The 22,855-nt window shown below is 54.4% G+C and carries 21 protein-coding genes, 3 tRNA genes and 1 pseudogene; 12 read left to right on the top strand and 13 right to left on the bottom strand.

The genetic code is table 11. The annotated features are described in order from the left end of the window. Positions 1-4: 4 nt before the first annotated feature. Positions 5-1,327 (bottom strand): SLC45 family MFS transporter, encoded by a 1,323-nt coding sequence (locus TEU_RS05825; RefSeq protein WP_050002878.1) that lies wholly within the window; start codon positions 1,325-1,327, stop codon positions 5-7. 107 nt (positions 1,328-1,434) lie between these two features. Between TEU_RS05825 and TEU_RS05820 the strand changes: the two genes are divergently transcribed. The 7 genes from TEU_RS05820 to TEU_RS05790 all read left to right on the top strand — a co-directional run bounded on the left by TEU_RS05820 (position 1,435) and on the right by TEU_RS05790 (position 9,006). Continuing rightward, positions 1,435-2,151, top strand: coding sequence for a glycerophosphodiester phosphodiesterase family protein (locus TEU_RS05820; protein ID WP_050002877.1), 717 nt, complete (start codon positions 1,435-1,437; stop codon positions 2,149-2,151). Position 2,152: 1 nt separating this feature from the next. Continuing rightward, the gene (locus TEU_RS05815; protein WP_050002876.1) at positions 2,153-2,899 is read left to right on the top strand and encodes a glycerophosphodiester phosphodiesterase family protein; all 747 of its coding nucleotides are present in this window, start codon (positions 2,153-2,155) and stop codon (positions 2,897-2,899) included. Positions 2,900-2,940: 41 nt separating this feature from the next. Further along, on the top strand, positions 2,941-4,182 hold the full coding sequence (locus TEU_RS05810) for a hypothetical protein (RefSeq protein WP_050002875.1): 1,242 nt from the start codon (positions 2,941-2,943) through the stop codon (positions 4,180-4,182). Positions 4,183-4,268: 86 nt separating this feature from the next. Next, on the top strand, positions 4,269-5,750 hold the full coding sequence (gene glpK, locus TEU_RS05805; RefSeq protein ID WP_050002874.1) for a glycerol kinase GlpK: 1,482 nt from the start codon (positions 4,269-4,271) through the stop codon (positions 5,748-5,750). Positions 5,751-5,909: 159 nt separating this feature from the next. Next, a complete protein-coding gene (locus TEU_RS05800; RefSeq protein WP_050002873.1) occupies positions 5,910-7,400 on the top strand; it encodes an NAD(P)/FAD-dependent oxidoreductase in 1,491 nt (496 codons plus the stop codon). Beyond that, positions 7,400-8,662, top strand: coding sequence for an NAD(P)/FAD-dependent oxidoreductase (locus TEU_RS05795; RefSeq protein WP_227738778.1), 1,263 nt, complete (start codon positions 7,400-7,402; stop codon positions 8,660-8,662). Before TEU_RS05800 ends, TEU_RS05795 begins: the two co-directional genes overlap by 1 nt. Beyond that, on the top strand, positions 8,659-9,006 hold the full coding sequence (locus TEU_RS05790) for a DUF1667 domain-containing protein (RefSeq protein WP_050002872.1): 348 nt from the start codon (positions 8,659-8,661) through the stop codon (positions 9,004-9,006). Before TEU_RS05795 ends, TEU_RS05790 begins: the two co-directional genes overlap by 4 nt. 153 nt (positions 9,007-9,159) lie before the next feature. On the opposite strand, the gene TEU_RS11880 is transcribed toward TEU_RS05790, so the two are convergent. The 8 genes and pseudogenes from TEU_RS11880 to TEU_RS05750 all read right to left on the bottom strand — a co-directional run bounded on the left by TEU_RS11880 (position 9,160) and on the right by TEU_RS05750 (position 14,461). After that, positions 9,160-9,441: a hypothetical protein gene (locus TEU_RS11880; protein WP_050002871.1), complete on the bottom strand. Its 282-nt coding sequence runs from the start codon at positions 9,439-9,441 to the stop codon at positions 9,160-9,162. 52 nt (positions 9,442-9,493) lie between these two features. Further along, a pseudogene (locus tag TEU_RS05780) lies at positions 9,494-10,806 on the bottom strand (RNA-guided endonuclease InsQ/TnpB family protein). A 69-nt stretch (positions 10,807-10,875) separates the two neighbouring features. Then, complete coding sequence (locus TEU_RS05775) at positions 10,876-11,226, bottom strand: hypothetical protein (RefSeq protein ID WP_227738657.1); 351 nt, start codon at positions 11,224-11,226, stop codon at positions 10,876-10,878. A gap of 227 nt (positions 11,227-11,453) precedes the next feature. Next, positions 11,454-11,669 (bottom strand): hypothetical protein, encoded by a 216-nt coding sequence (locus tag TEU_RS05770; RefSeq protein ID WP_050002869.1) that lies wholly within the window; start codon positions 11,667-11,669, stop codon positions 11,454-11,456. Beyond that, positions 11,660-12,364 (bottom strand): PrsW family intramembrane metalloprotease, encoded by a 705-nt coding sequence (locus TEU_RS05765; protein ID WP_050002868.1) that lies wholly within the window; start codon positions 12,362-12,364, stop codon positions 11,660-11,662. Before TEU_RS05765 ends, TEU_RS05770 begins: the two co-directional genes overlap by 10 nt. 46 nt (positions 12,365-12,410) lie before the next feature. Then, positions 12,411-13,088, bottom strand: coding sequence for a metallophosphoesterase (locus TEU_RS05760; protein WP_050002867.1), 678 nt, complete (start codon positions 13,086-13,088; stop codon positions 12,411-12,413). 74 nt (positions 13,089-13,162) lie between these two features. Continuing rightward, positions 13,163-13,735, bottom strand: a complete 573-nt coding sequence (locus tag TEU_RS05755; RefSeq protein WP_050002866.1) for a hypothetical protein — start codon at positions 13,733-13,735, stop codon at positions 13,163-13,165. A 42-nt stretch (positions 13,736-13,777) separates the two neighbouring features. Further along, positions 13,778-14,461: an HAD family hydrolase gene (locus TEU_RS05750; RefSeq protein WP_050002865.1), complete on the bottom strand. Its 684-nt coding sequence runs from the start codon at positions 14,459-14,461 to the stop codon at positions 13,778-13,780. Between the two features lie 116 nt (positions 14,462-14,577). Here TEU_RS05750 and TEU_RS05745 point away from each other — a divergent pair, with 116 nt between their 5' ends. From TEU_RS05745 to gcvPB, 3 genes are all read left to right on the top strand, one after another. Continuing rightward, positions 14,578-15,873: a phospholipase C gene (locus TEU_RS05745; RefSeq protein WP_050002864.1), complete on the top strand. Its 1,296-nt coding sequence runs from the start codon at positions 14,578-14,580 to the stop codon at positions 15,871-15,873. 137 nt (positions 15,874-16,010) lie between these two features. Continuing rightward, positions 16,011-17,372 (top strand): aminomethyl-transferring glycine dehydrogenase subunit GcvPA, encoded by a 1,362-nt coding sequence (gene gcvPA, locus TEU_RS05740; RefSeq protein ID WP_050002863.1) that lies wholly within the window; start codon positions 16,011-16,013, stop codon positions 17,370-17,372. Between the two features lie 10 nt (positions 17,373-17,382). Beyond that, entirely contained in the window at positions 17,383-18,891 is a 1,509-nt protein-coding gene (gene gcvPB, locus TEU_RS05735; RefSeq protein ID WP_050002862.1) for an aminomethyl-transferring glycine dehydrogenase subunit GcvPB, read from the top strand. Positions 18,892-19,079: 188 nt separating this feature from the next. Here the strand turns inward: gcvPB and TEU_RS05730 are convergent. Both TEU_RS05730 and TEU_RS05725 read right to left on the bottom strand, forming a co-directional pair. Further along, positions 19,080-19,157: transfer RNA gene (locus TEU_RS05730), tRNA-Ile, on the bottom strand. 6 nt (positions 19,158-19,163) lie between these two features. After that, positions 19,164-19,239: transfer RNA gene (locus TEU_RS05725), tRNA-Asn, on the bottom strand. A 97-nt stretch (positions 19,240-19,336) separates the two neighbouring features. Here TEU_RS05725 and TEU_RS05720 point away from each other — a divergent pair. After that, positions 19,337-19,413, top strand: a tRNA-Thr gene (locus TEU_RS05720). A 1-nt stretch (position 19,414) separates the two neighbouring features. Here the strand turns inward: TEU_RS05720 and tmk are convergent. Then, positions 19,415-20,035, bottom strand: a complete 621-nt coding sequence (gene tmk, locus TEU_RS05715) for a dTMP kinase (RefSeq protein ID WP_050002861.1) — start codon at positions 20,033-20,035, stop codon at positions 19,415-19,417. A 68-nt stretch (positions 20,036-20,103) separates the two neighbouring features. After that, a complete protein-coding gene (locus tag TEU_RS05710; protein ID WP_050002860.1) occupies positions 20,104-20,814 on the bottom strand; it encodes a phosphohexomutase domain-containing protein in 711 nt (236 codons plus the stop codon). A 165-nt stretch (positions 20,815-20,979) separates the two neighbouring features. Between TEU_RS05710 and TEU_RS05705 the strand changes: the two genes are divergently transcribed. Next, the gene (locus TEU_RS05705; protein ID WP_050002859.1) at positions 20,980-22,854 is read left to right on the top strand and encodes a phosphoenolpyruvate carboxykinase (GTP); all 1,875 of its coding nucleotides are present in this window, start codon (positions 20,980-20,982) and stop codon (positions 22,852-22,854) included. Position 22,855: the final 1 nt, after the last annotated feature.

The following is a 22,855-nucleotide window of genomic DNA, read 5'->3' as shown; positions in this document are numbered from 1 at the left end:
TCAATCAATCCATATCCGGTACATAGTCCAGCGCATCGCCCTTGTACCTGACGATGTCTCCACGCTTAACGAACTGCATCGTTATCGTCGCCATCAGGAAGAATGCCACCGCGAACGGCAGGAGAGTCTTGTACCCTATCACGTCGAGGAATGCCCCTGCCAGCGGGGGAGCAACTAAGTTAGCCGCCTGGCTGAAGAAGTAGTAGAGGCCCGTGTAACCTCCAAGCTTCTCTTCGGTCGTCATGTCCACAACCATTGGAAGGGAATTGACGTTGACCATCGCCCATCCAATGCCACCAAAGAAAAAGAGAACCATGAACTTCAGCACCACCGGGTCCGTCAAGGCACTACTTCCAGGTTTTGAAGTCTCCCCGAGGAGGTAGGCCCCCAGCATGGCGGCACCCACAATAATCAGCCCTGCCGTGATGGTCTTTTTCCTCCCCACACGGCCGCCTAGAAGACCAGCGGGAATGGCAAAGAGCATGAAGCTGAGTGAAACGACGCCCATCATGAAGGCGCCGGTGCTCTCCTCGATGCCGAGGTGGTACTTCGCGTAGCTCGTGAAGAACGTCTCCACGGAGTTGAAGGCGACGAACCAGAAGAATATGGAGAGCAGCATGAAGAACAGGCTTTTCTCGTGGCTGGCAAAAACGTCCTTGAGGTTTTCCTTCAGCTCGCCAAAGCTCTTCTTGGAAGTTTCGGAAAGGAGCTTCCGCAGGCTGATTTTTTCACCCGAGACGCGGTACTCCTCGGGTTCCGGCACGAAGAGGACGACGAGCAAGTTTGCGAGGAGCATTATGGCCGCGCCTACAAAGAACGGGTAGGCGTAGTTCATGTCGTAGAGCACCTTGCCGCCGAAGTAGGCCAGCAAGGCACCTACACCACCCATGAAGTTGATGATGCCGTTCGCCTGTGAACGCTTCTCGCTCGGGGTTATGTCCGGCATGAACGCTATGACCGGCGAGCGGAAGAGTGCCATGAAGAAGTTCATCAGGATTATAGTTCCCATAAAGAGGGCGAGGTTTTCATACGCCCTTGCCACCGGAATGAGGGCGAACATCAGGGCGGCGGAAGGAGCACCCATCAAGATATACGGCTTCCTGCGGCCCAAGCGCGTCCGCGTTTTGTCGCTCAGCGCCCCCAGAAACGGCAACAGCAGAACCGCAAAGAGGTTGTCTATCGTCATTACGAAGCCCGTCACAGTCCTGCTCATTTTGAAGGTGTCCTGCAGGAAAATCGGTATGTATGCGTTGTACAGGGACCATATTATGCTTATACCGAAGAAACCGAAGCCGAGGAGGAATATCCTGCGATACTTAAATTCCAACTTACACACCCCCGTTTTCAATTACAGGCCATGCTAACGGAAAAATACACGGATGAAACTTTTAAGACTTGTGAGACCATTTTCGAACGCCGGGAGAGGTGACAGATATGGACAGTGAAAGGCCTATCGTCCTTGGACACAGGGGTCTAAAGGGGCCGCTTGAGAACACTCTCCCCGCCTTTAAGAGGGCCCTCAGGCACTGCGACGGCATTGAATTTGATGTAAGGGTTACGGCAGATGGAAAACTGGTGGCAATACACGATGGAGAGTTTCAGGTCGGGGGAATAAAATACATAGTCAAGTCCCTGACGTACCGGGAGCTTACAAGGCTCCACCCACGGGGAAGGCTTATCCCAACCGTGGGGAAGATTCTAAAACTGCGGCCCGGCCTGATAAACGCCGACCTTAAAGACCTGGACGCTCTAATCCCCCTCATCGATTCCCTTGAGCGGAAAAAGATGCTTGAAAGGACAGTTATCTCGACGGACGTCTGGGAATGGGTTCCCATTATCCATAGGGAGTGTCCGGACTGTCGAGTTGGGTTTTCAATAACAAATGCAATGGGTCTGGTCAGAAGCCTCCGCGCGGGGGTGTACTCCGTCCACGTCCCGCTTGACCTCGTTGAATACCTCGGTCTTGAGGGGTTCGTTGCCCTCCTCAACCTCTACCGGAAAAACAGTGAGGTGTGGCTCTGGAACTACATGATGAACGAGATTGAGATAGTCCCCAGAGTTATTGGGCTCGCAAACGCGGTAATCTCAGACGACCCGCTGAGGCTGAAAAGGTTTATATTCTCCCGACTCACCTGGACTGAGGCGACCTGATATGTGGGAGCGGGATAGAGTGATAGTTCTCGGCCACAGGGGTTTTATCGGCAAATACCCCGAGAACAGCCTTCTGGCCTTTAGAAAGGCAATTGAAGCAGGGGCAGATGGAATAGAGCTCGACGTCTGGCTGACCCGGGACGGAAGGGTCATCGTCATGCACGACGAGACCATAGACAGGACGAGCAACATAACGGGAAGGCAGAAGGACATGACCCTTGAAGAGCTGAAGAGGGCGGACATTGGCGGCGGCGAGAGAATTCCTACCCTTGAGGAAGTTTTCGAGGTTCTCCCGAAGGACGCACTGGTCAACATCGAGCTTAAGGACAAGGAGGCCGCGAGAGAGGTCGCCCGGATTGTCAGCGAGAACAACCCGGAGCAGGTCATGATCTCTTCGTTTGAGATTGATGCACTTAGGGATTACCGCAAATTCGACAGGGACACCGTCATGGGCCTTCTCATAGACAGAGAAGACGTCGTCCCGATGATTCCAAAGCTTAAGGGGGAGCTGAACCTCTGGTCAATAAACGTCCCGATGGAAGCAATCCCCATAATCGGCTTCGAGAAGACGGTTCAGGCGATTAAATGGGCCCGCTCTCTCGGCCTTAAAGTTGTCCTGTGGACGGAGAACGATGAGCTCTTCTACAAAGACGACAACCTCGCAAGGCTGAAGGGCCTCTTCGAGGTGGTCATAGCGAACGACGTTGAAGGCGTGATTAAGTATCTCCACAGCATTGGACTTAGGTGAAACTTTTTAAAGTTTTACTTTTTACAACCCACGGGGATACCATGAAACGGGAAGTCTGCCCGCTCGGGGTTATAGCAGCGCTTTTGCTCGCTTCATTTTTGATTCCGGAGTACTCATACTCGCCCCCCGCCACGGAATTCGTTAACAGCAACTTCCACGTTTTCGAGGAGCACCCTTCGGGGAGCGCCTACATTGAGTGCCTCGTAAATACTCCATCATACTACCACCACGTGGTGAACTGGACGCTCACGTACCCCCACGACTACGGTTTTTCGAGGCCCGGATACTTTAAGACCTGGATAGCAGTGAAAGACTGGAAAAGCTTCTATGAAGAAATCCCCTACGGCTGTGGAGTCGTTGAGGCACACGACCTGGGTCAGAACAGCCCCCTTCACTCGGCGGCGCTCCGCCTCAAAAACATCACCGCCGGGACGGAGGACTACGCAAAGCTGGAGCCGTTTTTTGAGTATGCCGAACACGACCCTGCACCCACCGGCAACTGGACGCTCGCCCGCATCACCGTTCTCGCCCCGGACGTGATGGTGGCATTTAAGCGCCCCTTCGCGGCAGTATGGGCCGGCGTCGCTGTGCTGAGCCTCATTGGAGTTCTACTCAACATCAGAGGGGATAAAATCGTCCTCGTGGGTTTCTTAGTCCTGCTGGTGCTGGGAGCCCTTTTCGTGGGAGAATACATTAAAGATGAACGGCATATCCAGGAAAAGGAACAGGTGTTCAAACAGGTACTCGCCCTGAACTCGACGGGCGGGGAGTGCGGCATGATAATGGCGGGTGTTTCTGCAGATTTCAAACCTGAGGACATCCCATGGTTCATAATGACGGTGGAGCAAAAGAACTCCTCAATCACCTCAGTGGAGTGGGAGGACTATACCGTCAGGATAAGCGTTTCGGCCCCATTCGACAATTACAAGGAGTTACTGAAGGAGTTCGAGGGAAGAGGGTGGGAGATATCAGCTATAGAGATTGACCCATCAGCCTTCCGCACACCGCCCGAAGAGATGCAGAGGCTCAACGGCACAATTCAAACGCTACTGAAATACCTTCCCCTGCTCCCAAGTGACGAGAGAGAGGAGGTAAAAGAGTACATCGAAGGCCTCAACAACACCATTCGGAGGGACATGGCCAGAAATCGGTTTGCATGCATTGAAGTCGTAACCAGCACTCCTGATGCGTTCCTCTACATCTACAAAGATTTGTCAGACTTCTTCGCAAAGGTTGCCCTGCTGGTAGCGGGCATGACAGTGGCGGCCACTCTGAGGAGGTAGTTCTGGAGGACATCAATATAACCACCCAGAAAAAAGCGGGCGAAACCGTTAATACCTACCAGCTTTACTTTTATTTTGGTGGTGTTATGGAGCGCTACGTCCTCTCACTTGACGAGGGAACCACCTCTGCCCGTGCCATAATTTTTGACAGGGAGAGCAACGTCATGGGAATGGGCCAGTACGAGTTCCCCCAACACTACCCAAAGCCGGGCTGGGTGGAGCACGACCCGGAGGAGATATGGGACGCGCAGTTCAGAGCGATAAAGACGGCCATCGAGAACGCCAAGATCGAACCGACCCAGATAGCGGCTATAGGTGTTACCAACCAGCGCGAGACTACAATCGTGTGGGACAGAAACGGAAAGCCCCTCTACAACGCTATAGTCTGGCAGTGCAGGAGAACGGCCGAAATGGTGGAAGAGATAAAGAGGGAATACGGCGATGTAATCAAGGAGAAGACGGGCCTCGTGCCGGACGCCTACTTCTCGGCCAGCAAGCTGAAGTGGCTCCTCGACAACGTCCCCGGCCTGAGGGAGAAGGCTGAAAGGGGCGAGGTTCTCTTTGGAACCGTTGACACGTTTCTCATCTACCGCCTTACTGGCGAGCACGTTACAGATTACTCCAACGCCTCAAGGACGATGCTCTTCAACATAAGGAAGCTCGACTGGGACGAGGAGCTCCTTGAGCTGTTCGACATTCCCGAAGAAGTCCTCCCCGAAATTAGAGAATCAAGCGAGGTCTACGGCTACACGAAGAAAGAGCTTTTGGGCGCTGAGATTCCCGTGAGCGGAGACGCCGGCGACCAGCAGGCGGCGCTCTTCGGCCAGGCTGGCTTTGAGACTGGGATGGTGAAGGCCACATACGGGACGGGGAGCTTCATTCTGGTCAACACCGGCAAGACCGTCCGCTATTCCGACAACCTACTTACAACCATAGCCTGGGGGCTTGACGGAAAAGTTACCTACGCCCTCGAGGGGAGTGTCTTCGTTACAGGCGCGGCAGTGCAGTGGCTCCGCGACGGGATAAAGATAATCAAGCACGCCGCAGAGACGGAAGAGCTTGCGGAGAAGCTTGAGAGCAACGAAGGAGTTTACTTCGTCCCGGCCTTCGTGGGGCTTGGAGCACCGTACTGGGACCAGTTCGCGAGGGGCCTGATAATCGGCATAACGCGCGGAACCGGAAGGGAGCACCTCGCGAGGGCGACGCTTGAGGCGATAGCCTACCTGACGCGCGACGTCATAGAGGAGATGGAGAAGCTCGTGGGCATAAAGGAGCTCCGCGTAGATGGGGGAGCAACCAAGAACGACTTCCTCATGCAGTTCCAGGCGGACATACTTAACAGGCGCGTTGTAAGGCCAGTCGTCAAGGAAACGACCGCACTCGGTGCGGCCTATCTGGCAGGTCTTGCCGTCGACTACTGGGAGAGCCTTGAGGAGATAAAGGAACTGTGGAAGGCTGAGAGGGTCTTCGAGCCGAGGATGGACGAAGAGACCAGAGAGAGACTTTACAACGGCTGGAAAGAGGCAGTAAAGAGGGCGATGGGCTGGGCGAAGGTAGTTGGAGTCTGACAGTCGAATGAACAACTATATGCATTTGCTTCCTGTTCGCCTCTGTCCTTTTTCCTAATGTCCTAAAAAGTCCTTTCCAGGCTTTTTTCAGCAAACTAAAGGTTAAGGAAAGCTTTAAAACATCAACACCGTTTCTGAAGTAAGATTGAGGTGAGTATTATGAAGACGAAAGTCGCCATAATAGGCGCGGGTATTAGCGGTGCGAGCATAGCAAGGGTTCTGAGTAAATACGAGAACCTTGAAGTCCACCTAATAGAGAAGGCCCCCGATGTTGGCTGGGGCGTGAGCAAGGCCAACACGGCTCTAATCCACGGTGGCTACGACGATGACCCCGAGAAGTACCCGATGAGGGCGAAACTGTGCATAAGGGGAAACAGGCTCTGGCACCAGTGGGTTAAGGAACTTGAGATTCCACACGTCTGGAACGGGGCTCTGATAGTCGCTTTGAAGGAAGAGGACTTCGACGAGCTTGAGAAGCTCCTTGAGCGTGGGAGGCAGAACGGCGTCCCCGAGATGAGGCTCGTTGACCGGGAGGAGGTCTTCCACCTGGAGCCTAACCTCACGAGGGAAGCAATAGGTGCCCTCTGGGTTCCGATAGTCGGCCAGATTGGGCCGATTCCAGCCGTTATAGCTCTCGTCGAGAACGCTGTGGCTAACGGAGTCAAGACCCACCTTGAGACCGAGGTCAGGGAGATAAAGGTCGAGAACGGCGAGGTTAAGGGTGTTGAAACAAACAACGGCTTCATCGAGGCGGACATCGTTATCAATGCAGCGGGTCTTTACGCGGACAGAATAGCGAGAATGGCAGGCATAGACTACTTCGAAATCCACCCGAGGAAAGGTGAGTACTGGATTTTTGACGACGACGTTCCCGGGCCGAAGCGCGTCCTCTTCCCGACGCCGACGCCGATAAGCAAGGGAATAGTCGTGACCACCGAGATTTCTGGACACCTGATGATAGGGCCGAACGCCCAGGATTTACCGCCCGAGGAGAAAGAAAACCTCGCCACGACCAAGGAGGGCCTTGAGCAGGTCTGGGAGGGGGCCAAGAAGCTCTGGCCGCAGCTGCCCCCAAGAAGCAAGGTAATCAGGACTTTTGCAGGTCTGAGGCCCGAGCCGACTGGAGGGGACTTCATAATCAAAGCCGAGGAAGAAGTCTGGGGCTTCATCAACGTCGCTGGAATACGCTCACCCGGCCTGACGAGCGCCCCTGCGATAGCCCACGAGGTGGCGGGCATAATCGAGAACTCCTTAGGAATCGAGCTGAAGGAAAAGGAGAAGTGGAACCCCTACAGGAAGGAGATTACCCACTTCTTCATGATGAGACCAGAGCAGGCGAACGAGGCCGTAAAGAAGAACCCCGCCTATGGAAAAATCGTCTGCAGGTGCAACAACGTCAGCGAGGGGGACATTCTGGAGGCCATCGAGAGGATGAAGTTCATCGGCGTTAAAACACCGAGCGTGGATTCTGTCAAGTTCAGGACAAAGGCAACAACCGGAACCTGTCAGGGAAGCTTCTGCAGGCCGAAGATAATACAGCTCCTAGCCAGGGAGTACGGCGTCGAGCCGTGGAAGGTCACGCTGAAGGGTAAGGGAAGCGAGATTGGAATAGGAGACGTCAAGGCCCTTCTCAGGGGGGAGGAAGCATGATGGAGCCGTTCCCCCAGATTCCGATGCTGAGCTACGACGTCGTTGTAATAGGCGGCGGACCTGCTGGAATGGCCGCCGCGGTGAGGGCTAAGGAGCTCGGCCTTAACGTCCTTTTACTCGATGAGAATGATTATCTCGGCGGAATACTCCCCCAGTGCATTCACCCAGGATTCGGGCTTCACTACTACAAGGAGGAGCTGACCGGGCCTGAGTTTGCCTCGCGTCTCGCCAGGAAGCTTGTCGAGCTGGGCGTTGAGTATAAAACGGCCGCGAGGGTTCTGGAAATAAAGAACTACTCCGACCTAGAAAAGGTTGTAATATTCACCTCACCGAGTGGAGTCTACCAGGTCTGGGCTAAGGCCATTATTTATGCGGCGGGAGCGAGGGAAAGGCACGCCTTCGAGATTGGCATAACCGGCGACAGGGTTGCGGGAATCTACACCGCTGGAGAAGCCCAGATGCTCATGGACATCTACGGGGTTCTGCCCGGGAAGGAAATCGTCATCGTCGGCTCCGGAGACGTCGGCCTGATAATGGCGCGCCGCTTTGCCCTCGAAGGTGCGAAGGTCAAGGCAGTCATAGAGCTGATGCCATATCCGGGCGGACTCGCCAGAAACGTCATGATACTCAGGGACTTCGATATTCCACTCTACCTGAGCCATAAGGTCGTGGAAGTCCGCGGAAAAGGCCGCGTTGAGCGGGTAAAGGTTGTCAAAGTCGACGAAAACCTCAACGAAATCCCGGGAAGCGAGTTCTGGATTGAGGCGGATACGTTGATAATATCTGCAGGTCTCGTCCCGAGCGTTAAAAAATTGAAGAAGATAGGGGTTGAGATTGACCCCGCAACGGGCGGACCGGTCGTGAACGACAGGCTGGAAACCAGCGTCCCGGGGATATTCGTTGCCGGGAACTCGCTCCTGATAAACGACCTCGTTGACTACGTCGCGGAGCAGGGTGAACTGGCGGCTGAAGGAGCTAAAGAATTCATCGAGAAGGGGGGAATAGAGAGCAAAAAGTGGATTAAAGTGGAGAAGGGCGAAAACGTCCGCCTGCTTGCGCCCCACTACCTCAGCGGCGAGGGGGACGTCTACCTCTACCTGCGCGTGTCCAAGCCGATGGAGGACGTTGAGCTGAGAGTCCCAGAGATAGGCAAGAAGATGAGGCTCCCAGTCGTCAAGCCGGCGGAGATGCTCAGGATAAAGCTGAAGGCGGAGGAAATCAAAAACACCGAGAAGCTCACCGTGGAGGTGGTGAAGGCATGACGACCTACCGCTTTACCTGCATCGTCTGTCCCCTCGGCTGTTCAATAGAAGTCGAGGTGGAGAACGGGAAGGTCAAGGACGTCAAGGGATGCAGGTGCCCCCGCGGTAAGGAGTGGGCGGTTCAGGAGGTCACGAACCCGAAGAGGGTAGTGATGAGTGTCTTGCCGGTGGAAGGCGGCGCCCTGCCCACGGTGAGCGTCAAGACCGCCGAGCCGGTGCCGAAGGAGAAGATTCCCGAGCTCATGAAGTTCCTGGCAAATCTAAAACTCAAGGCGCCGGTGAAGGCCGGAGAAACGGTTGCCGAATGGGAAGGAATAAAAATAGTGGCCACGAGGGGGGCTTAGCCCCCTTACCAGGATATTTTCTTAAAGTTCCCCGCGTTCTCTATTCCCTCTGGCGTTTTTATTTTAATCGGCTCGTTGATGCCCCACAGGGCAACGGTTTCATGAATGGTCATGTGAATATCTGTAGTTTCTCCGCCATACACCCCACAGTTATCACGAGTTCCATTGTTTCTCGATGAGGGTCGGCATGCCGTCCTTTGTCAGGTGAACTTCGACCCAGCCGGCTTTCGTCGTGACGTTAACCAATCTCTCTCCATCCACGCCCCAAAGCTCGTCCACGTATTCACTCTGGTTTGTGGCGTTCATGAACTCCCAGAACGTCACGTTCACGCGGAAGGCATACCCGCTGGAAAGCTCCTTTATGGTGACGTTCTTGACCTCAAGGAGATTTCGAATGTAGTCAACATTGAGGGAGACCTTAGCCTTCGAGGACAATTCCTCACTGGGCGGAACCTGACCTCCTCCTCAGCTAGGACGAGGGTTTGGCTTAACCCCTCGCCAACGGCAGGGAGGTTTGAGGGGTTCTCAAAAACGAACCCCAAAAGAGGGTTCGGAGAACCCCTCTGGCCGGGTCTCCGGCCAGTTACCCCTCCTCTGAGCATAAAGACCACCCAGATTCGGGGTTATGGTTTTCACAACCTTCTTTAAAATGTTGAAAGCTCCAACTAAATCCGCGTTAAAGACAAGCCCCGTCGCGGGACACTTAAACAAACCACGAACAACCCTTGCCCCCTCATGAGGCTTCCCGCAAACGGGGCAAGTTTGAGAAGTGAAAGCCTCATCAACAACCACAACCCGAATACCATACTCTTCCGCAACCTCAGTTAAACGTTTAATGACATAATTAAACCGCCACACATGAGAGAGGAGGAAGTTCTGCTTACTGCCCTTATCAGAGTTTCTGGTGATTCCCTTTGGATAACCAACCACGATTTTGGAAACGCCCAACTCGTAGAGCTTCTTAACCGCTCCTCTTACCGCCGTGTTAATGTAGTGTTTAGCCTGGAGTTTAGCCTTCCCGTGCATTCTTTTAAGCCTTCTACTCGTCTTGGCTCCAGACTTGTTGAGTTTTGACTGGTAATCGGCGATTTTCTTCCTCCAGTAAAAATCAATGCTCTTCAAAGGCCTTCCGTTCACTAGGAAGCTTTCCCCATTCTCCACGTAAACAGCCATGAGATTGTTCACTCCAAGGTCTATTCCTGCCGAAAGGCTTCCTTTAGGTTGCCTTGGAACGCTTACCCATTCTTCGCCTTCGAGTTTTTCCTCGACTGTAAAGCTCACGTGAGCATACCATTTTCTCCTAACGGGGTCGTGGGTTATCTCTAAGCGTCCTTGCTTGCCCTTCAAGTGTATTCTCCCCTTAAACTGGACTTCGAGGCGTCTGAACTTTCCAAGGCCTTTGAGGATTAGTTTATTGTCCTCAATTTTGTATTGGTCGTTCCTGAGGACGATTAGGGGTTTTCTCTGCCAGCCTTCTTTGAGATAGTTTGGGGGTTTTGGTTTGAGCCAGTCTGGTAGTTCTCCGTTCCACTTTTTGCGAAGGAGTGAGAAGAACGAACGCCAGGCTTCAGCATTTTTCCTCGCTATTTGCTGAACCGTGGCTGAGCCAATTTCCCGTTTAAACTCCTCATAAACGGTTTTTTCGGTTGAATTGAAGTCCACGATTTGCTCTTGGAAGTATTGTTGTCTTCTCAGGTAGTTTACTCGGTTCCAGACTTTAGCTCCAGTATCGGCTAACTGATGGAGGATTTTTGCTTGTTCTTTTGGGGGCTGGAGTTTTACTGTTACTGTTCGCTTCATTTTAAGGAATGGTATGGTTTTTGGGCTTTAAAAAAGATTGCTTTCCTGTTTGGAGGCTTGTTGGGTTGTTTACTGCATCCCCGCCCTTAAGGGCGAGGCTTTCAAAAGAAAAATGTAAGGCCAGTTCATACCAACGTCCAGTCCCATCATATGGGCAGTCAGGTTCATCGTCCCATTCTCCAGCCTGGCAGTGTTGTTGAAAACACCGGTAGAGCGGCCAGACATCGTGAGAGTTATCTCCTTGTTGGTGTCCGGGTCTGTGAACTGCATGCTCACTGAGAAGTTTTGGTCGTACTTCCCGGTCTCTATGCTCTGGATTGCTTCAAGAACTTTCTCCTCGGTGAGACCAACGCTGTCCCCGATACATCCGCTTGCCAGCACTACAATGGCAATCACAATGAAGGCGATTGCACGCCTCATTATAACTACCTCCAATTGTTTTCTAATGTAGATAAGACAGTTGGTTTAAATACCTTTTTGTATGCAGATTTTACACACTACTTAAAAAAGTTTGCAAAAAGTGGAAAGTCTCCCTAACTCCCCTCAGGCCTGAACAGCTTAATGAGCTCTCCACGGATCAAGAATCTCAGAACCTCCCAGTTCCCTTTGTGAAAAATTATAAACAAAAATCCATTCAGGAACACAATTCAGAGCGCCTCAAACTTCTGTATGAAAATTTTCAAATCCGTCTTAAACGGTTCCTCCGCCCTTTGAAGTTCCTCATTAAGGAGCTGAAGGAAGTTCTCCTCGTCCGTCGCCTCATTCCAGAGCTCCCTGACGAGGGCCTCAAGCCTGTACCAGTACTCAACGTAGGGGCGGGCCTCGAAGAGCGCCTGCTCAAGTTTTTCCTCGTTCACCGCCATCCCCTCCTCCACAGGTAGTACCAGGCCTTCTGCCTGTCCTCTTCTTCACCGAGGATGAGGAAGTACCTGATGATTGAGATGTTCACCAGGATAAGGAATATCAGCATTATGTTGTACGCCGGGACGGTCAAGCTCAGGAAGGCGAAGTAGTCCCAGGCAAAGTGGAGAACTATCGCAAGGGCATAGAACTGGGCCAGTGAGTAGGTTTTGCCTTCCGCTAGGAGGCCGTAGCCGACTCCGATTATTGCCGTCCATGTAGCGTGGGCGAAGGGCGTTAGAAAGGCTCTGACGAGAGTTACCCCCAGACCCCAGCCAAGGCCGTAAAGGAAGTTCTCTGTGGCTGCGAAGCCCAGGCCCGCGGCGACACCATACACAAGGCCGTCCATGATGCCGTCCATCTGCCCTGCCCGGTACGGAAGCCTGAGTGCAAGCGCCTTGGCAGGCTCTTCGACCACACCCGCAACGAGTGCCATATAGAAGGCCGTTGCGGGGAGTATCGGCTTGATTAAACCCCCGATTGTTAGAACGCTCTCGAGCACGTACGCAATTCCGACGGATACTGTTGCACTGAGCAGGAAGGTCATTATGACGTAGCTCTTGGGCTCTGGCTCGTACCTGTCCTTATGATAAAAGTACCAGAGCACCGCGAGTGCCGGAGCGTATGCAAAAAACACGAGGGCCGTAAGCACGTCCATTGGCATTCACCTATGGATGTAATCCTTGGGGAGTTTAAACCTTTCGTCAGAGTCTTGAGAGAACCTCTCTAAGGCGGGAGAGCCTACCAAAGCTGAGGAGTTCATCGCCAGCGGGCACCACGACCTTAAAATCTCCCCGGTAGAACCCCAGGAAGGGCGAGACAATTTCCCTGAGGACGTCGTTTCCGTAGGCCCAGGGGCTGAAAGCGGGGAGGACGATGAGCTTCTCGCCCAGCAGAAACGCGGGAAGCTTGATGACCGCACCGACCTCGTCCCTCAGCCTCACCGCGGGGTGCTCGTGGCCGATTATGAAGCGCTCGCCCTCAACTACCTTATGGCCGTGGACAAGCTTCCATCCATTGAGTTCGAGTTCGTCAACGACCTCAACGCCGAGCTCCCTCAGCCAGAGGACTCCAACATCGTGGTTGCCCCTCACCAGGACAACCTCTTCCACAAGCGGGCTTATCTCATCGAAGAACGCCTTTAGCTCGGCCCTTTCACGCCACTCTGGAATAAATGAGTGCTTCAGGTCGCCGTCCACGATAAGCCGCTTGGGCTTCTCCCGCTCTAGGAGGGATTTCAAGCTCCCGACGACGTCATGAAAGACCCGGGGAAGGTAAAAACCCTCTTTTGCCATCGCTACTTCGTAGCCGAGGTGAACATCGGCTATTATGAGACTCTTACCAAGGAGCAACGCCTTTTCAGGCAGGGGTCTTGGCTTCATGCTCGGAGCTTCGCTTGGCTCTTTTTAAGGTTTGTTAGGGGAGCCAAACAGGTTTTAGGTAAATACCAAGAAATCTAGCGGTTAATGTAGTGAATTCCGGTCGCGTTTATCATGTCCAGAACGTCCTCGCGGGGCAGAAGCAGGTAGTCCTTCCCCATGGAAGGGGGCACGTAGCCTTTGTAAGAGCCTTCTATGAACTTCCAGCTTCCGAGCCCAGTGAAGTAGACATCGGCCCCGCTCGAGGGGGTTTTGCTCACCCAGACAACGATGGAGAGTATACCCGGCTCCTTCGTGAAGTTCACGGCGAGGTAGCCGGGAACAACGCTTCCGGTGCAGTTCACATCCATCCCGGAAAAGCCCACGGCCTCTAGCGTGCCGGAATCAAGCTCATAGACCTCCAAAACTCCCATCTGATCAAAGCTGTAAACGTATGCAACTGCACAGTCGCTTATCAACTGGTCACTGACGACAAACTGCCAGTCTCCCTCAGGGGGAGACGTTCCAAGGTATATCTCGCTCACCTGTGGAACTGGGGGCTGTATAGTACCCACGAGGTACTCACGCCAGGGGCCTACTGAGAGGATTACAATGGCGACAAACGCGAGCAACGCTAAAATCGTCGCTTTGCTCTGGAAAAAGTTTCCCATCGGCACCCCCCGAAAATAATAAGAAGTCATCATAGAAATACTTTACCGTTCCAGCCGTTTTCCTTTCCGGACGTTCTCAATCACATCAAACAGGCTCCACAAATCCCGTATAACGTGGAGGTGTGGAATCAGCGCGAGCTTTTCGCGGTTCTTTTCCACGAACCTGGCCGTGAATGGGAAGTAGTACCACACGAACTCGGTGTTCTCGTCTCCCCTCCCGATGAAGCGCCAGGGCTTGTCGTCCACCCAGATGAATGTTTCGTCCCCGTACTTCTCCCTGACGAGCCAGAATGCCTCGTCGAGCGTCATCTCCCTGCCGAAGACGATGACGTCGTCAAAGAGGTCGTACATGCCCGCCATCTTTAAGCGTTTGACCTTCATGCCGTCTATGAAGTCCTCAGCTGAAAACGAGATGACGGTGTGCCCCTCCTCTTTGAGCCTCTTAAGGAGCTCCGGGGCGTCGTCGATTGGCTTGCTCAGCTTGGCCCTCTCGATGAACCACGTCTCAAAGAACTTCGTCCTCAGGAAGAAGGGTGGCTTGTAGGTCTTCTTGTGGCCCCCAAGGCTCGGCCTCTCAAACTGGAGCTCGATTTTAGTCAGGAGTTTAGCCCACAGCGCTTTCCCTGGTAGCCAGCGGTAGCGCTTTTCAAGCGCCCTCTTGAATGCCTCTTCAATGCATGAGTAGCTGTCCACGAGCGTCCCGTCGAAGTCAAACGCGATTATCATGATAATCCCCCCAAAGCCATCGCTGGGTGCCTCTAAAAGCTTTTGCAGGGGGAACACTTATTAACCCCGGAGAGACAACACATCTGCCTGCAAAGGTGTAAAATGGAGGGGATAAAATGAGGGGGCTGAAAGCAGCTTTGGTTATCCTGGCCGTTCTGCTGGGAGTCGGAACCGCAGGCGCCTGGCCGACCGATGGGCCGACCCTCGACAACCCAATGAACGTCCACCAGAAGCTGACCTACAAAGCCATAGAGGCCGTTTACAATGACAACCCCGAGCTCGGTAAGATACTCATGCAGTACCAGGACAAGCTCCTCTACGGCGCCTACGATGAGGACTGGCGCGGCGGCCAGATTGAGTTCAACGGGAAGATATACACGCTCCAGAGCCAGTACCACTTCCTCGACCCGATGGACCACGCCGAGCTGATAACCGTCGATCTCTTCGGAGACCGCGAGAGCTCCGGCGCCGACATGGCCCAGAGGCTCTACGAGCAGGCTGTCCAGCTCTGGAAGCAGGGCAACAGGGAGGAGGCCATGCTCTACCTCGGGAGGGCCGTCCACATCCTTGAGGACATGAGCATGCTCATCGCCCACACGACTCCTCACCTGTTTGAGACTCTTGATGAGTTCACGTATGCAGAAGAAGCCCACGACTTCGTCGAGAACGAGGTATCCCCCGCCGTTGCCGACGACATACTCAACGACCGCGTTCCCCTCGACCTCACGCCGATAAAGTGGTGGCAGATTCCGCAGGAGAAACAGAAGTTCATCATGGGTGCGGACATATACATAGCCGACAACGAGAACGGCCACATGGACCTTTCCCACGGCGTCGCCTGGGCCTATGCAGACCTCATAGCCCACAACTCCTGGCGTTACATGCTCTACTCAACCGGCAAGGACATCAACCTCTGGAGCGAGCGCGGTCACCTCGGAAGCTACTTCTGGACAAAGACCCTCAAGAAGGGCGATAAGAGCGTCCTCAAGCTGGAGTTCAAGGGAGCCAGCTCGATAACCCTCGTCTTCAAGGACATAGACATGCAGAACTCCTACTTCAAGACACTTGGCTACGTCGAGATTTACGACAAGAACTGGAACCTCATAGCCCGTTACTCCCAGGACCCGAACCCGCTTAAAGACACCCGCGTCACCGTGCCAGGCGACACGGTCTACATATACACCCACGTGGACAAGGACGACTGGCTCGATGATGACGTGGACGGCTGGGCTATAAGGAACATAGAGCTCCACGCCAACTTTGACGTGAACTCACCGAGCGGCTTCAAGACCCTCGACGGAAGGGAGTACACCAAAGTCCAGTGGGCGGTTTATGAGGTCATGCAGTACGACATAAGGGCCGTCGCCGGGCTTATGGAGAAGTTCTTCGAGGACGTTGGTGTTACCGGTTGACCTTTCTACCTTTTCATTGTTCATCACAGCTATTTTTGTCAGCACGTACCCCTTCTGTCCCCCAATCCCAAGCACAAAGCATATATCCCCCAGACCTAACTTTCAATGAGCATTTTAAAGCTCAGAAGGTGATGAGTATGGGAAAACACTACCTCCCAAACCTCCCGCAGAAGGAGGAAATGCTCAAGGAGATAGGCTTTGAGCGCATCGAAGACCTCTTCTCAGACGTCCCGGAGGGCATGGTCAAGGAGTTCAACCTGCCCAAGGGGAAGAGTGAGTACGAGGTCTTCACGGAGCTCAACGAAGTCCTCTCAAAGAACAAGACCGTCCTTGAGATGCCCAGCTTCCTTGGGGCCGGGACGTACTTCCACTACATTCCGGCCCACGTGAAGTACCTCATCGAAAGGAGCGAGTTCCTGACCGCTTACACCCCCTACCAGCCAGAGATAAGCCAGGGAATGCTCCAGGCCCTCTTTGAGTACCAGAGCATGATAGCTGAACTCTACGGCCTGCCTGTCGTCAACTCCTCCATGTACGACTGGGGAACTGCAATAGCCGAGGCCGCCCTGATGACGGTCAGGCTCCACAGGGGCAAGAGGAAGCGCTTCGTTGTCCCGAAGGCCATGAGCCCCGAGAAAAAGGCCGTTATAGAGACATACACCCGCGGGGCCGGGCTTGAGATAGTCGAGGTTCCGTGGGACGAAAGGGGACAGCTTGACATAGAGAAGCTCAAGGAAGCCGTTGAAAACGCGGCCGGCGTCTACGTTGAGATGGCCAACTTCTTCGGCCTGGTCGAGGAAGACGTGAGGGAGATAGGCGAGATAGCCAAGGAAGCCGGAGCCTACTTCGTTGTAGGGGCAGACCCGACGATGCTCGGAGTCTTTGAGGCCCCCGGAGAGCTCGGCGCTGACATAGCCGTTGGTGAAGCCGCATACCTCGGCAACCCGATGAACTTCGGCGGGCCGAGGGCTGGAGTCTTTGCGATCAGAAACGACAAGAACCTGATTCGCCAGATGCCCGGAAGGATAATCGGAATGACAAAGGACGCCGACGGAAAGAGGGCATTCGTCATGACGCTCCAGACGAGGGAACAGCACATAAGGCGCGCCAAGGCTACCTCAAACATCTGTTCAAACGAGGCTCTCGTTGCGGTTGCATCTGCCATACACCTCGCGAGCCTTGGACCAAAGGGGCTGAGGGAGCTTGGAGAGGTCATCCTCAAGAACACCACCTACCTCAAGAAGCGCCTCTCTGAGGTTGCTGAAGTCCCGTTCGAGGGTCTCTACTTCAAGGACGTGCCTGCGAGGTTCGAGGTTCCCTACGATGTTATACACGAGAGGCTTCTTGAGAGGAACATCCACGGCGGCTACTACATTGGAAAGCACTTCCCAGAGCTCGGCGAGACGGCACTCTTCGCGGCGACGGAAACGACGAGGAAAGAGTGGGTTGAGGCCCTCGTAGGGGCTCTGAAGGACATAATAAACGAGGCGGAGCTGTGAGGTGGTAAAGATGTTCCGTCAGGCTAAATGGGATGAACCCCTCATCTTCGAGCTCTCAAGGCCCGGAAGGGTCGGCTACACCCTCCCCAAACCGATTGAGGATATAGAAGTTGAAATCCCCGAAAAGCTCAGGCGCAGGAGCCCCCTCAACCTCCCGGAGCTGAGCGAGCCCGAGGTCGTGAAGCACTACACCCGCCTGAGCGAGATGAACTACGGCGTCGATTCCGGCATCTATCCGCTCGGCTCGTGCACCATGAAGTACAACCCCAAGATAAACGAGGAGATAGCCTCCCACCCAGGCGTCGCCTACGTGCACCCCTACCAGGACGAGAGGACTGTCCAGGGCGCGCTGAAGATAATGTGGGAGCTGGAGCAGTGGCTCAGGGAGATAACCGGCATGGACCGCTTCACGCTCCAGCCGGCGGCCGGTGCGAACGGTGAGTTCACGGGCGTTTCGATAATCCGCGCCTACCACCTCGACAACGGCGAGCCGCAGAGGGACGAGATGCTCGTTCCGGACTCGGCCCACGGAACGAACCCAGCAAGCGCCGCCATGGCCGGCTTCAAGGTCATCGAGATTCCTTCCAACGAGAACGGCACCGTTGATTTGGAAGCCCTTGAGAACGCCGTGGGCGAGAGGACTGCTGGACTAATGCTCACCAACCCGAACACCCTCGGCATCTTCGAGGACGAGATACTCGAGATTGCGAAGATAGTCCACAAAGCAGGAGGTCTGCTCTACTACGACGGGGCCAACCTCAACGCCGTCCTCGGAAAGATAAGGCCCGGCGACATGGGCTTCGACATCGTCCACCTCAACCTGCACAAGACCTTCTCTACCCCGCACGGGGGCGGCGGTCCTGGAAGCGGGCCCGTTGGCGTTAAGGACTTCCTCAAGGACTACCTCCCGGTTCCGCTCGTGAGCTACGACGAGGAAAACGACCGCTACTACCTCGACTACAACGTGCCGAAGAGCATAGGCAAGGTAAAGGAGCTCTACGGCAACTTCGCGGTTATGGTTAGGGCCCTTACATACCTCAAGATAATGGGCAGGGACGGCCTGAGGGAGGCCAGCGAGGTAGCCGTTCTCAACGCAAACTACCTCACCCTGAAGCTCAAGGGGACGAGGGGTTATGAACTGCCGTATAAGGAGCTGAGGAAGCATGAGGTCGTCTTCAGCGCCGAGCCCATGAAGAGGGAGACCGGCGTTAAGGCCCTGGACGTTGCGAAGAGGCTCCTCGACTTCGGCCTGCACGCACCGACGATATACTTCCCGCTCATAGTGCACGAGGCGCTGATGATTGAGCCGACCGAGACCGTCAGCAGGGAGGAGATAGACGCGTACGTTGAGGCCCTCAAGAGAATAAGCGAGGAGGCCTACACCAACCCAGAGGTTGTCAAGAGCGCCCCGCACAACACCGCAGTTAGGCGCGTGGACGACGTCCTGGCGGCGAAGAAGCCGATAATAACTTGGCGCATGTACAGAGAGCTCAAGGAGAAGGGAGAGGTTGACTACTGACTCTTCCTCTATTTTTCACAGTTTTTGGCGCAAATATATGTTCCCGAGAAAGTCTGGTTTTCTCCCGACACCCTTCTAATGTCGGCTTCTCACTTCAAGGGCAATCGTCTAAAGAGAAAACACAAAATTTGAACCCTTAAAAGGAGCTACGGACTTTGATGAAACTTTTGCTCGGCAAAAGTTTCTTGTGGTGGGCCCGGGGGGCTTTGAACCCCCGACCACGCGGTTATGAGCCGCGCGCTCTGACCAGGCTGAGCTACGGGCCCACTTGATGGCGCCGCCGCCCGGATTCGAACCGGGGACCGCCGGATTAACAGTCCGGCGCTCTACCTGCTAAGCTACGGCGGCTCGACCCAATGTAGGGGATACTGGGTACATTTATAAATTTTGCGGTTGGGAGAGGGAAAAGATTTATAACCCCTAAGGAATTCCCTAAAGCGAGCCTGCCCCGGTAGCCTAGCCTGGCGGGGCGGCGGACTTGTAATCCGCCGGTCGCGGGTTCAAATCCCGCCCGGGGCTCCATTCATTTCTCAAGTAAGTTCTCAACGAGGGCAACAATCTGTCTGTGGACTCCGTCAATGTCCTCCATGGCGTTAACGATTTTAATCTCCGGAAAGCGCTCCGCGAGCTTGAGGTAGTTTTCGCGGACTTTCTTCTGGAGCTCCACTATCTTGTCGAACTCGCTCTTTATGCTTCTCGTCCTTATGCGCTTCATGCTCTCCTTGACGGGCAAATCGAGGAGCAGAACGAGGTCGGGCTTTATTGCAAAGCGGTTCAGGTCTATCAGCCACTCGAGGTCAAGCCCCCTGGCCCACTGGTAGGCCAGCGAAGAGTAAAAGTACCTGTCCGAAATCACGACCTTTCCGGACTCGAGGGCGGGCTTTATTAGCTTGTCAACGTGCTCCGCCCTGTCCGCCGCGAAGAGGAGGGCCTCCGCCTCGTGGCTTATTTTAGCGCCGTCTATTATTCCCTCCCTTCCACCCGTCAGGACGAGCTTTCTGATGAGTTTTCCGAAGGGTGTGTCCGTTGGTTCCTTGGTCAGGACTACCTCATAGTCTCTCTCCTCAAGCCACAGTTTGAGCAGCTTCGCCTGCGTTGATTTACCAGCACCGTCTATGCCTTCAAGCACAATGAATATCCCCAAACCCGTCACCCCCAAAATGAAAGAATGTGTAGACCCCTCGACGAGGGGCTTATAAAATTGCCGCTACGTCAGGCGAAAGTTTTCTTCAGGTAATCAACGAGCGACCACATGCTTCCAAACTCCTTTTCTTCCCCGCCCGTGTACAGCTCCACGACGCCATCGGGCCTGAAGCGCATTCCGAAGTCGTAGTCGCCCTTGTTGAACTTGTGGAGGAAGACCTCCTTCGGCTTCGGCGGCAGGTAGCTCGTCATCATGTCGTTCATGAGCTCGACCTCAAAGCCAAAGTGCTCGCTCAGCCTGGGGAAGAACAGAACCGCGGGGGTGTTCATCGCGTCCACGAGGGCCTTGCCGCCAATCTTGAAGTTATAGTGCTTGAAGAGGTCGTTCATAAAGTCGTCGAGGGCGTTGGGGTAGTATACCGTCGCACCTATGTCATTCGGGTGCGCCTCGATGAAGCTCCTGCTCTCAAGGATCGCCTTTATCTCGTCCACGTCGAGCCCGCTGACGTAAACGCGAACGCCGCCGTGGTAGTAGACGTACACGAGCGGGAGACCCTTCCTGTGGGCAAAGTCCTTAAGCGCTATGAGGGGGATAAGGCGGACGTCCATTATCGTAGAACCTGTACTGAGGATGCCAACGACCATAGCCCTCTTTCCGTAGCGCGAGATTGCCCTGCCGTCCCTTCCAACTATTGTCGTTCCATGGGCGACTGTTCCTATGGCCCTCCCTAGAAGAGCCAGCTCCTCGGGGTTGAACTTCTCGGAATGGTAGAGTTCCACGGTACCACCTCCCATATCACCGTAAGTGTTATCGTTTTTCAAAGTTTCCCCGGCACAGCCCAACAAAAATCTGTCTGCTGATGTCCTTAAATATTCTTCGGAGTACTTAAATCCACTGGCAAACTATTTTAATACACTGGCCAACAGAAACAGGAGGCGGTAAAAATGGAGGCTCTTGAAAAGCTTAAGGAACTCCTCCCTAAAGAACAGTTTGAGAAAATCAAGGCAATAGACAACCCGGAGCTCCACGCTTTTTTGGCGGAATGGATTGAGTGGCTCGAACCGGATAAAGTCTTCGTCTGCACGGACAGTCCGGAAGACGAGGCCTATGTCAAATGGAAGGCCCTCTACTACGGAGAGGAGAAGATGCTCGAAACGCCGAACCACACCGTCCACTACGACAGCTACTACGACCAGGCGAGGGACAAGGCAAACACCAAGCTCCTCGTGCCCGGCGGAAAGAAAATCCCCTTCCTCAACACCAAGGACCGCGACGAAGGCCTGAAGGAGATTAAAGAGCTCATGAAGGGAATCATGCGCGGAAAGGAGCTCTTTATATGCTTCTTCGTCCTCGGACCCAAGAACTCGGTCTTCACGATTCCCGCCGTCCAGCTCACCGATTCGGCCTACGTGGCCCACTCGGAGTTCATCCTTTACAGGAAGGGCTACGAGGAGTTCAAGCGCCTTGGAAGAGATGCAAAGTTCTTCCGCTTCGTCCACAGCGCAGGGGAGCTCGACGAGAGGAAGACCAGCAAGAACCTCGAGGAGAGGAGGATTTACATAGACCTCGTTGACGACACCGTTTACTCCGTCAACACCCAGTACGGCGGCAACACCATCGGTCTGAAGAAGCTCGCCTTCAGGCTCACAATCCAGAAGGCAGTCAGAGAGGGCTGGCTCAGCGAGCACATGTTCCTGATGCGCGTCAACGGTCCAAACGGCAGGAAGACCTACTTCACCGGTGCCTACCCGAGCATGTGTGGCAAGACCTCTACCGCCATGATTCCATGGGAGAACATCGTCGGCGATGACCTGACCTTCATAATGCCCCTCAACGGCGTTGCTAGAGGGGCGAACGTCGAGAAGGGGGTCTTCGGCATAATTCAGGGCGTCAACCCAGAGGACGACCCGATAATCTGGCAGGTTCTTCACTCGCCGGTCGAGATAATCTTCTCAAACGTCCTCGTCAAGGACGGAAAGCCCTACTGGAACGAGATGGGCGTCCCGATACCCGATGAGGGTGAGAACCACAGCGGAAAGTGGTGGAGGGGCAAGAGAGACAAAGAAGGAAACGAGATACCGCCGAGCCACAAGAACGCCCGCTTTACCGTCAGCCTAGAGCACTTCCCGAACGTGGATTTAGAAGCCCTTGACGCCCCGTGCGGCGTTGAGGTCGGCGGGATGATTTTCGGTGGTCGTGATAAAGACACCTGGCCGCCGGTCAGGGAAGCTTTCGACTGGAAGCATGGAGTAATAACGATGGGCGCCGCCCTTGAGAGCGAGACGACCGCTGCCACCCTCGGCAAGGAGGGAGTGAGGGCCTTCAACCCGATGGCCATACTAGACTTCATGAGCGTCCCGCTCGGTGACTACCTCAGGAACTACCTCGACTTCGAGAAGAGGCTTAGAAAGACCCCGAAGATATTCGCCGTGAACTACTTCCTCCGCGATGAGAACGGCAACTGGCTGAACCACAAGCTCGACAAGGCCGTCTGGCTCAAGTGGATGGAGCTCAGAGTCCACGGCGACGTTGATGCGATAGAGACGCCGATAGGCTACATCCCGAAGTACGAAGACCTGAAGAGGCTCTTCAAGCAGGTTCTTAACAAGGACTACAGCAGGGAGGACTACGAGAAGCAGTTCACCATACGTGTGCCCGAACTGCTCGCGAAGATTGAGCGCATCGAGAAGATCTACCGCGAGCAGGTCAAGGAAGTCCCGGAGGAGCTCTTCCAGGTTCTTGAGGAGGAAAGGAAGCGCCTTCTTGAGGCCAGGGAGAAGTACGGCGATTACATAAGCCCGTTTGTCCTGGAGAAGTGAG

The sequence above is a fragment of the Thermococcus eurythermalis genome (assembly GCF_000769655.1).
In the GTDB taxonomy this organism is placed as follows: Archaea; Methanobacteriota_B; Thermococci; order Thermococcales; family Thermococcaceae; genus Thermococcus; species Thermococcus eurythermalis.
The sequence above is the reverse complement of the archived record's forward strand: the minus strand, read 5'-3'. Positions and strand labels throughout refer to the sequence as shown.

Bases quoted from the DNA above. Each gene is read 5' to 3' on its own strand.
- TEU_RS05820 (WP_050002877.1), top strand. From the start codon at position 1,435: ATGGACAGTGAAAGGCCTATCGTCCTTGGACACAGGGGTCTAAAGGGG.
- TEU_RS05815 (WP_050002876.1), top strand. From the start codon at position 2,153: ATGTGGGAGCGGGATAGAGTGATAGTTCTCGGCCACAGGGGTTTTATC.
- TEU_RS05810 (WP_050002875.1), top strand. From the start codon at position 2,941: ATGAAACGGGAAGTCTGCCCGCTCGGGGTTATAGCAGCGCTTTTGCTC.
- glpK (WP_050002874.1), top strand. From the start codon at position 4,269: ATGGAGCGCTACGTCCTCTCACTTGACGAGGGAACCACCTCTGCCCGT.
- TEU_RS05800 (WP_050002873.1), top strand. From the start codon at position 5,910: ATGAAGACGAAAGTCGCCATAATAGGCGCGGGTATTAGCGGTGCGAGC.
- TEU_RS05795 (WP_227738778.1), top strand. From the start codon at position 7,400: ATGGAGCCGTTCCCCCAGATTCCGATGCTGAGCTACGACGTCGTTGTA.
- TEU_RS05790 (WP_050002872.1), top strand. From the start codon at position 8,659: ATGACGACCTACCGCTTTACCTGCATCGTCTGTCCCCTCGGCTGTTCA.
- TEU_RS05775 (WP_227738657.1), bottom strand. From the start codon at position 11,226: ATGAGGCGTGCAATCGCCTTCATTGTGATTGCCATTGTAGTGCTGGCA.
- TEU_RS05770 (WP_050002869.1), bottom strand. From the start codon at position 11,669: ATGGCGGTGAACGAGGAAAAACTTGAGCAGGCGCTCTTCGAGGCCCGC.
- TEU_RS05765 (WP_050002868.1), bottom strand. From the start codon at position 12,364: ATGGACGTGCTTACGGCCCTCGTGTTTTTTGCATACGCTCCGGCACTC.
- TEU_RS05760 (WP_050002867.1), bottom strand. From the start codon at position 13,088: ATGAAGCCAAGACCCCTGCCTGAAAAGGCGTTGCTCCTTGGTAAGAGT.
- TEU_RS05755 (WP_050002866.1), bottom strand. From the start codon at position 13,735: ATGGGAAACTTTTTCCAGAGCAAAGCGACGATTTTAGCGTTGCTCGCG.
- TEU_RS05750 (WP_050002865.1), bottom strand. From the start codon at position 14,461: ATGATAATCGCGTTTGACTTCGACGGGACGCTCGTGGACAGCTACTCA.
- TEU_RS05745 (WP_050002864.1), top strand. From the start codon at position 14,578: ATGAGGGGGCTGAAAGCAGCTTTGGTTATCCTGGCCGTTCTGCTGGGA.
- gcvPA (WP_050002863.1), top strand. From the start codon at position 16,011: ATGGGAAAACACTACCTCCCAAACCTCCCGCAGAAGGAGGAAATGCTC.
- gcvPB (WP_050002862.1), top strand. From the start codon at position 17,383: ATGTTCCGTCAGGCTAAATGGGATGAACCCCTCATCTTCGAGCTCTCA.
- TEU_RS05705 (WP_050002859.1), top strand. From the start codon at position 20,980: ATGGAGGCTCTTGAAAAGCTTAAGGAACTCCTCCCTAAAGAACAGTTT.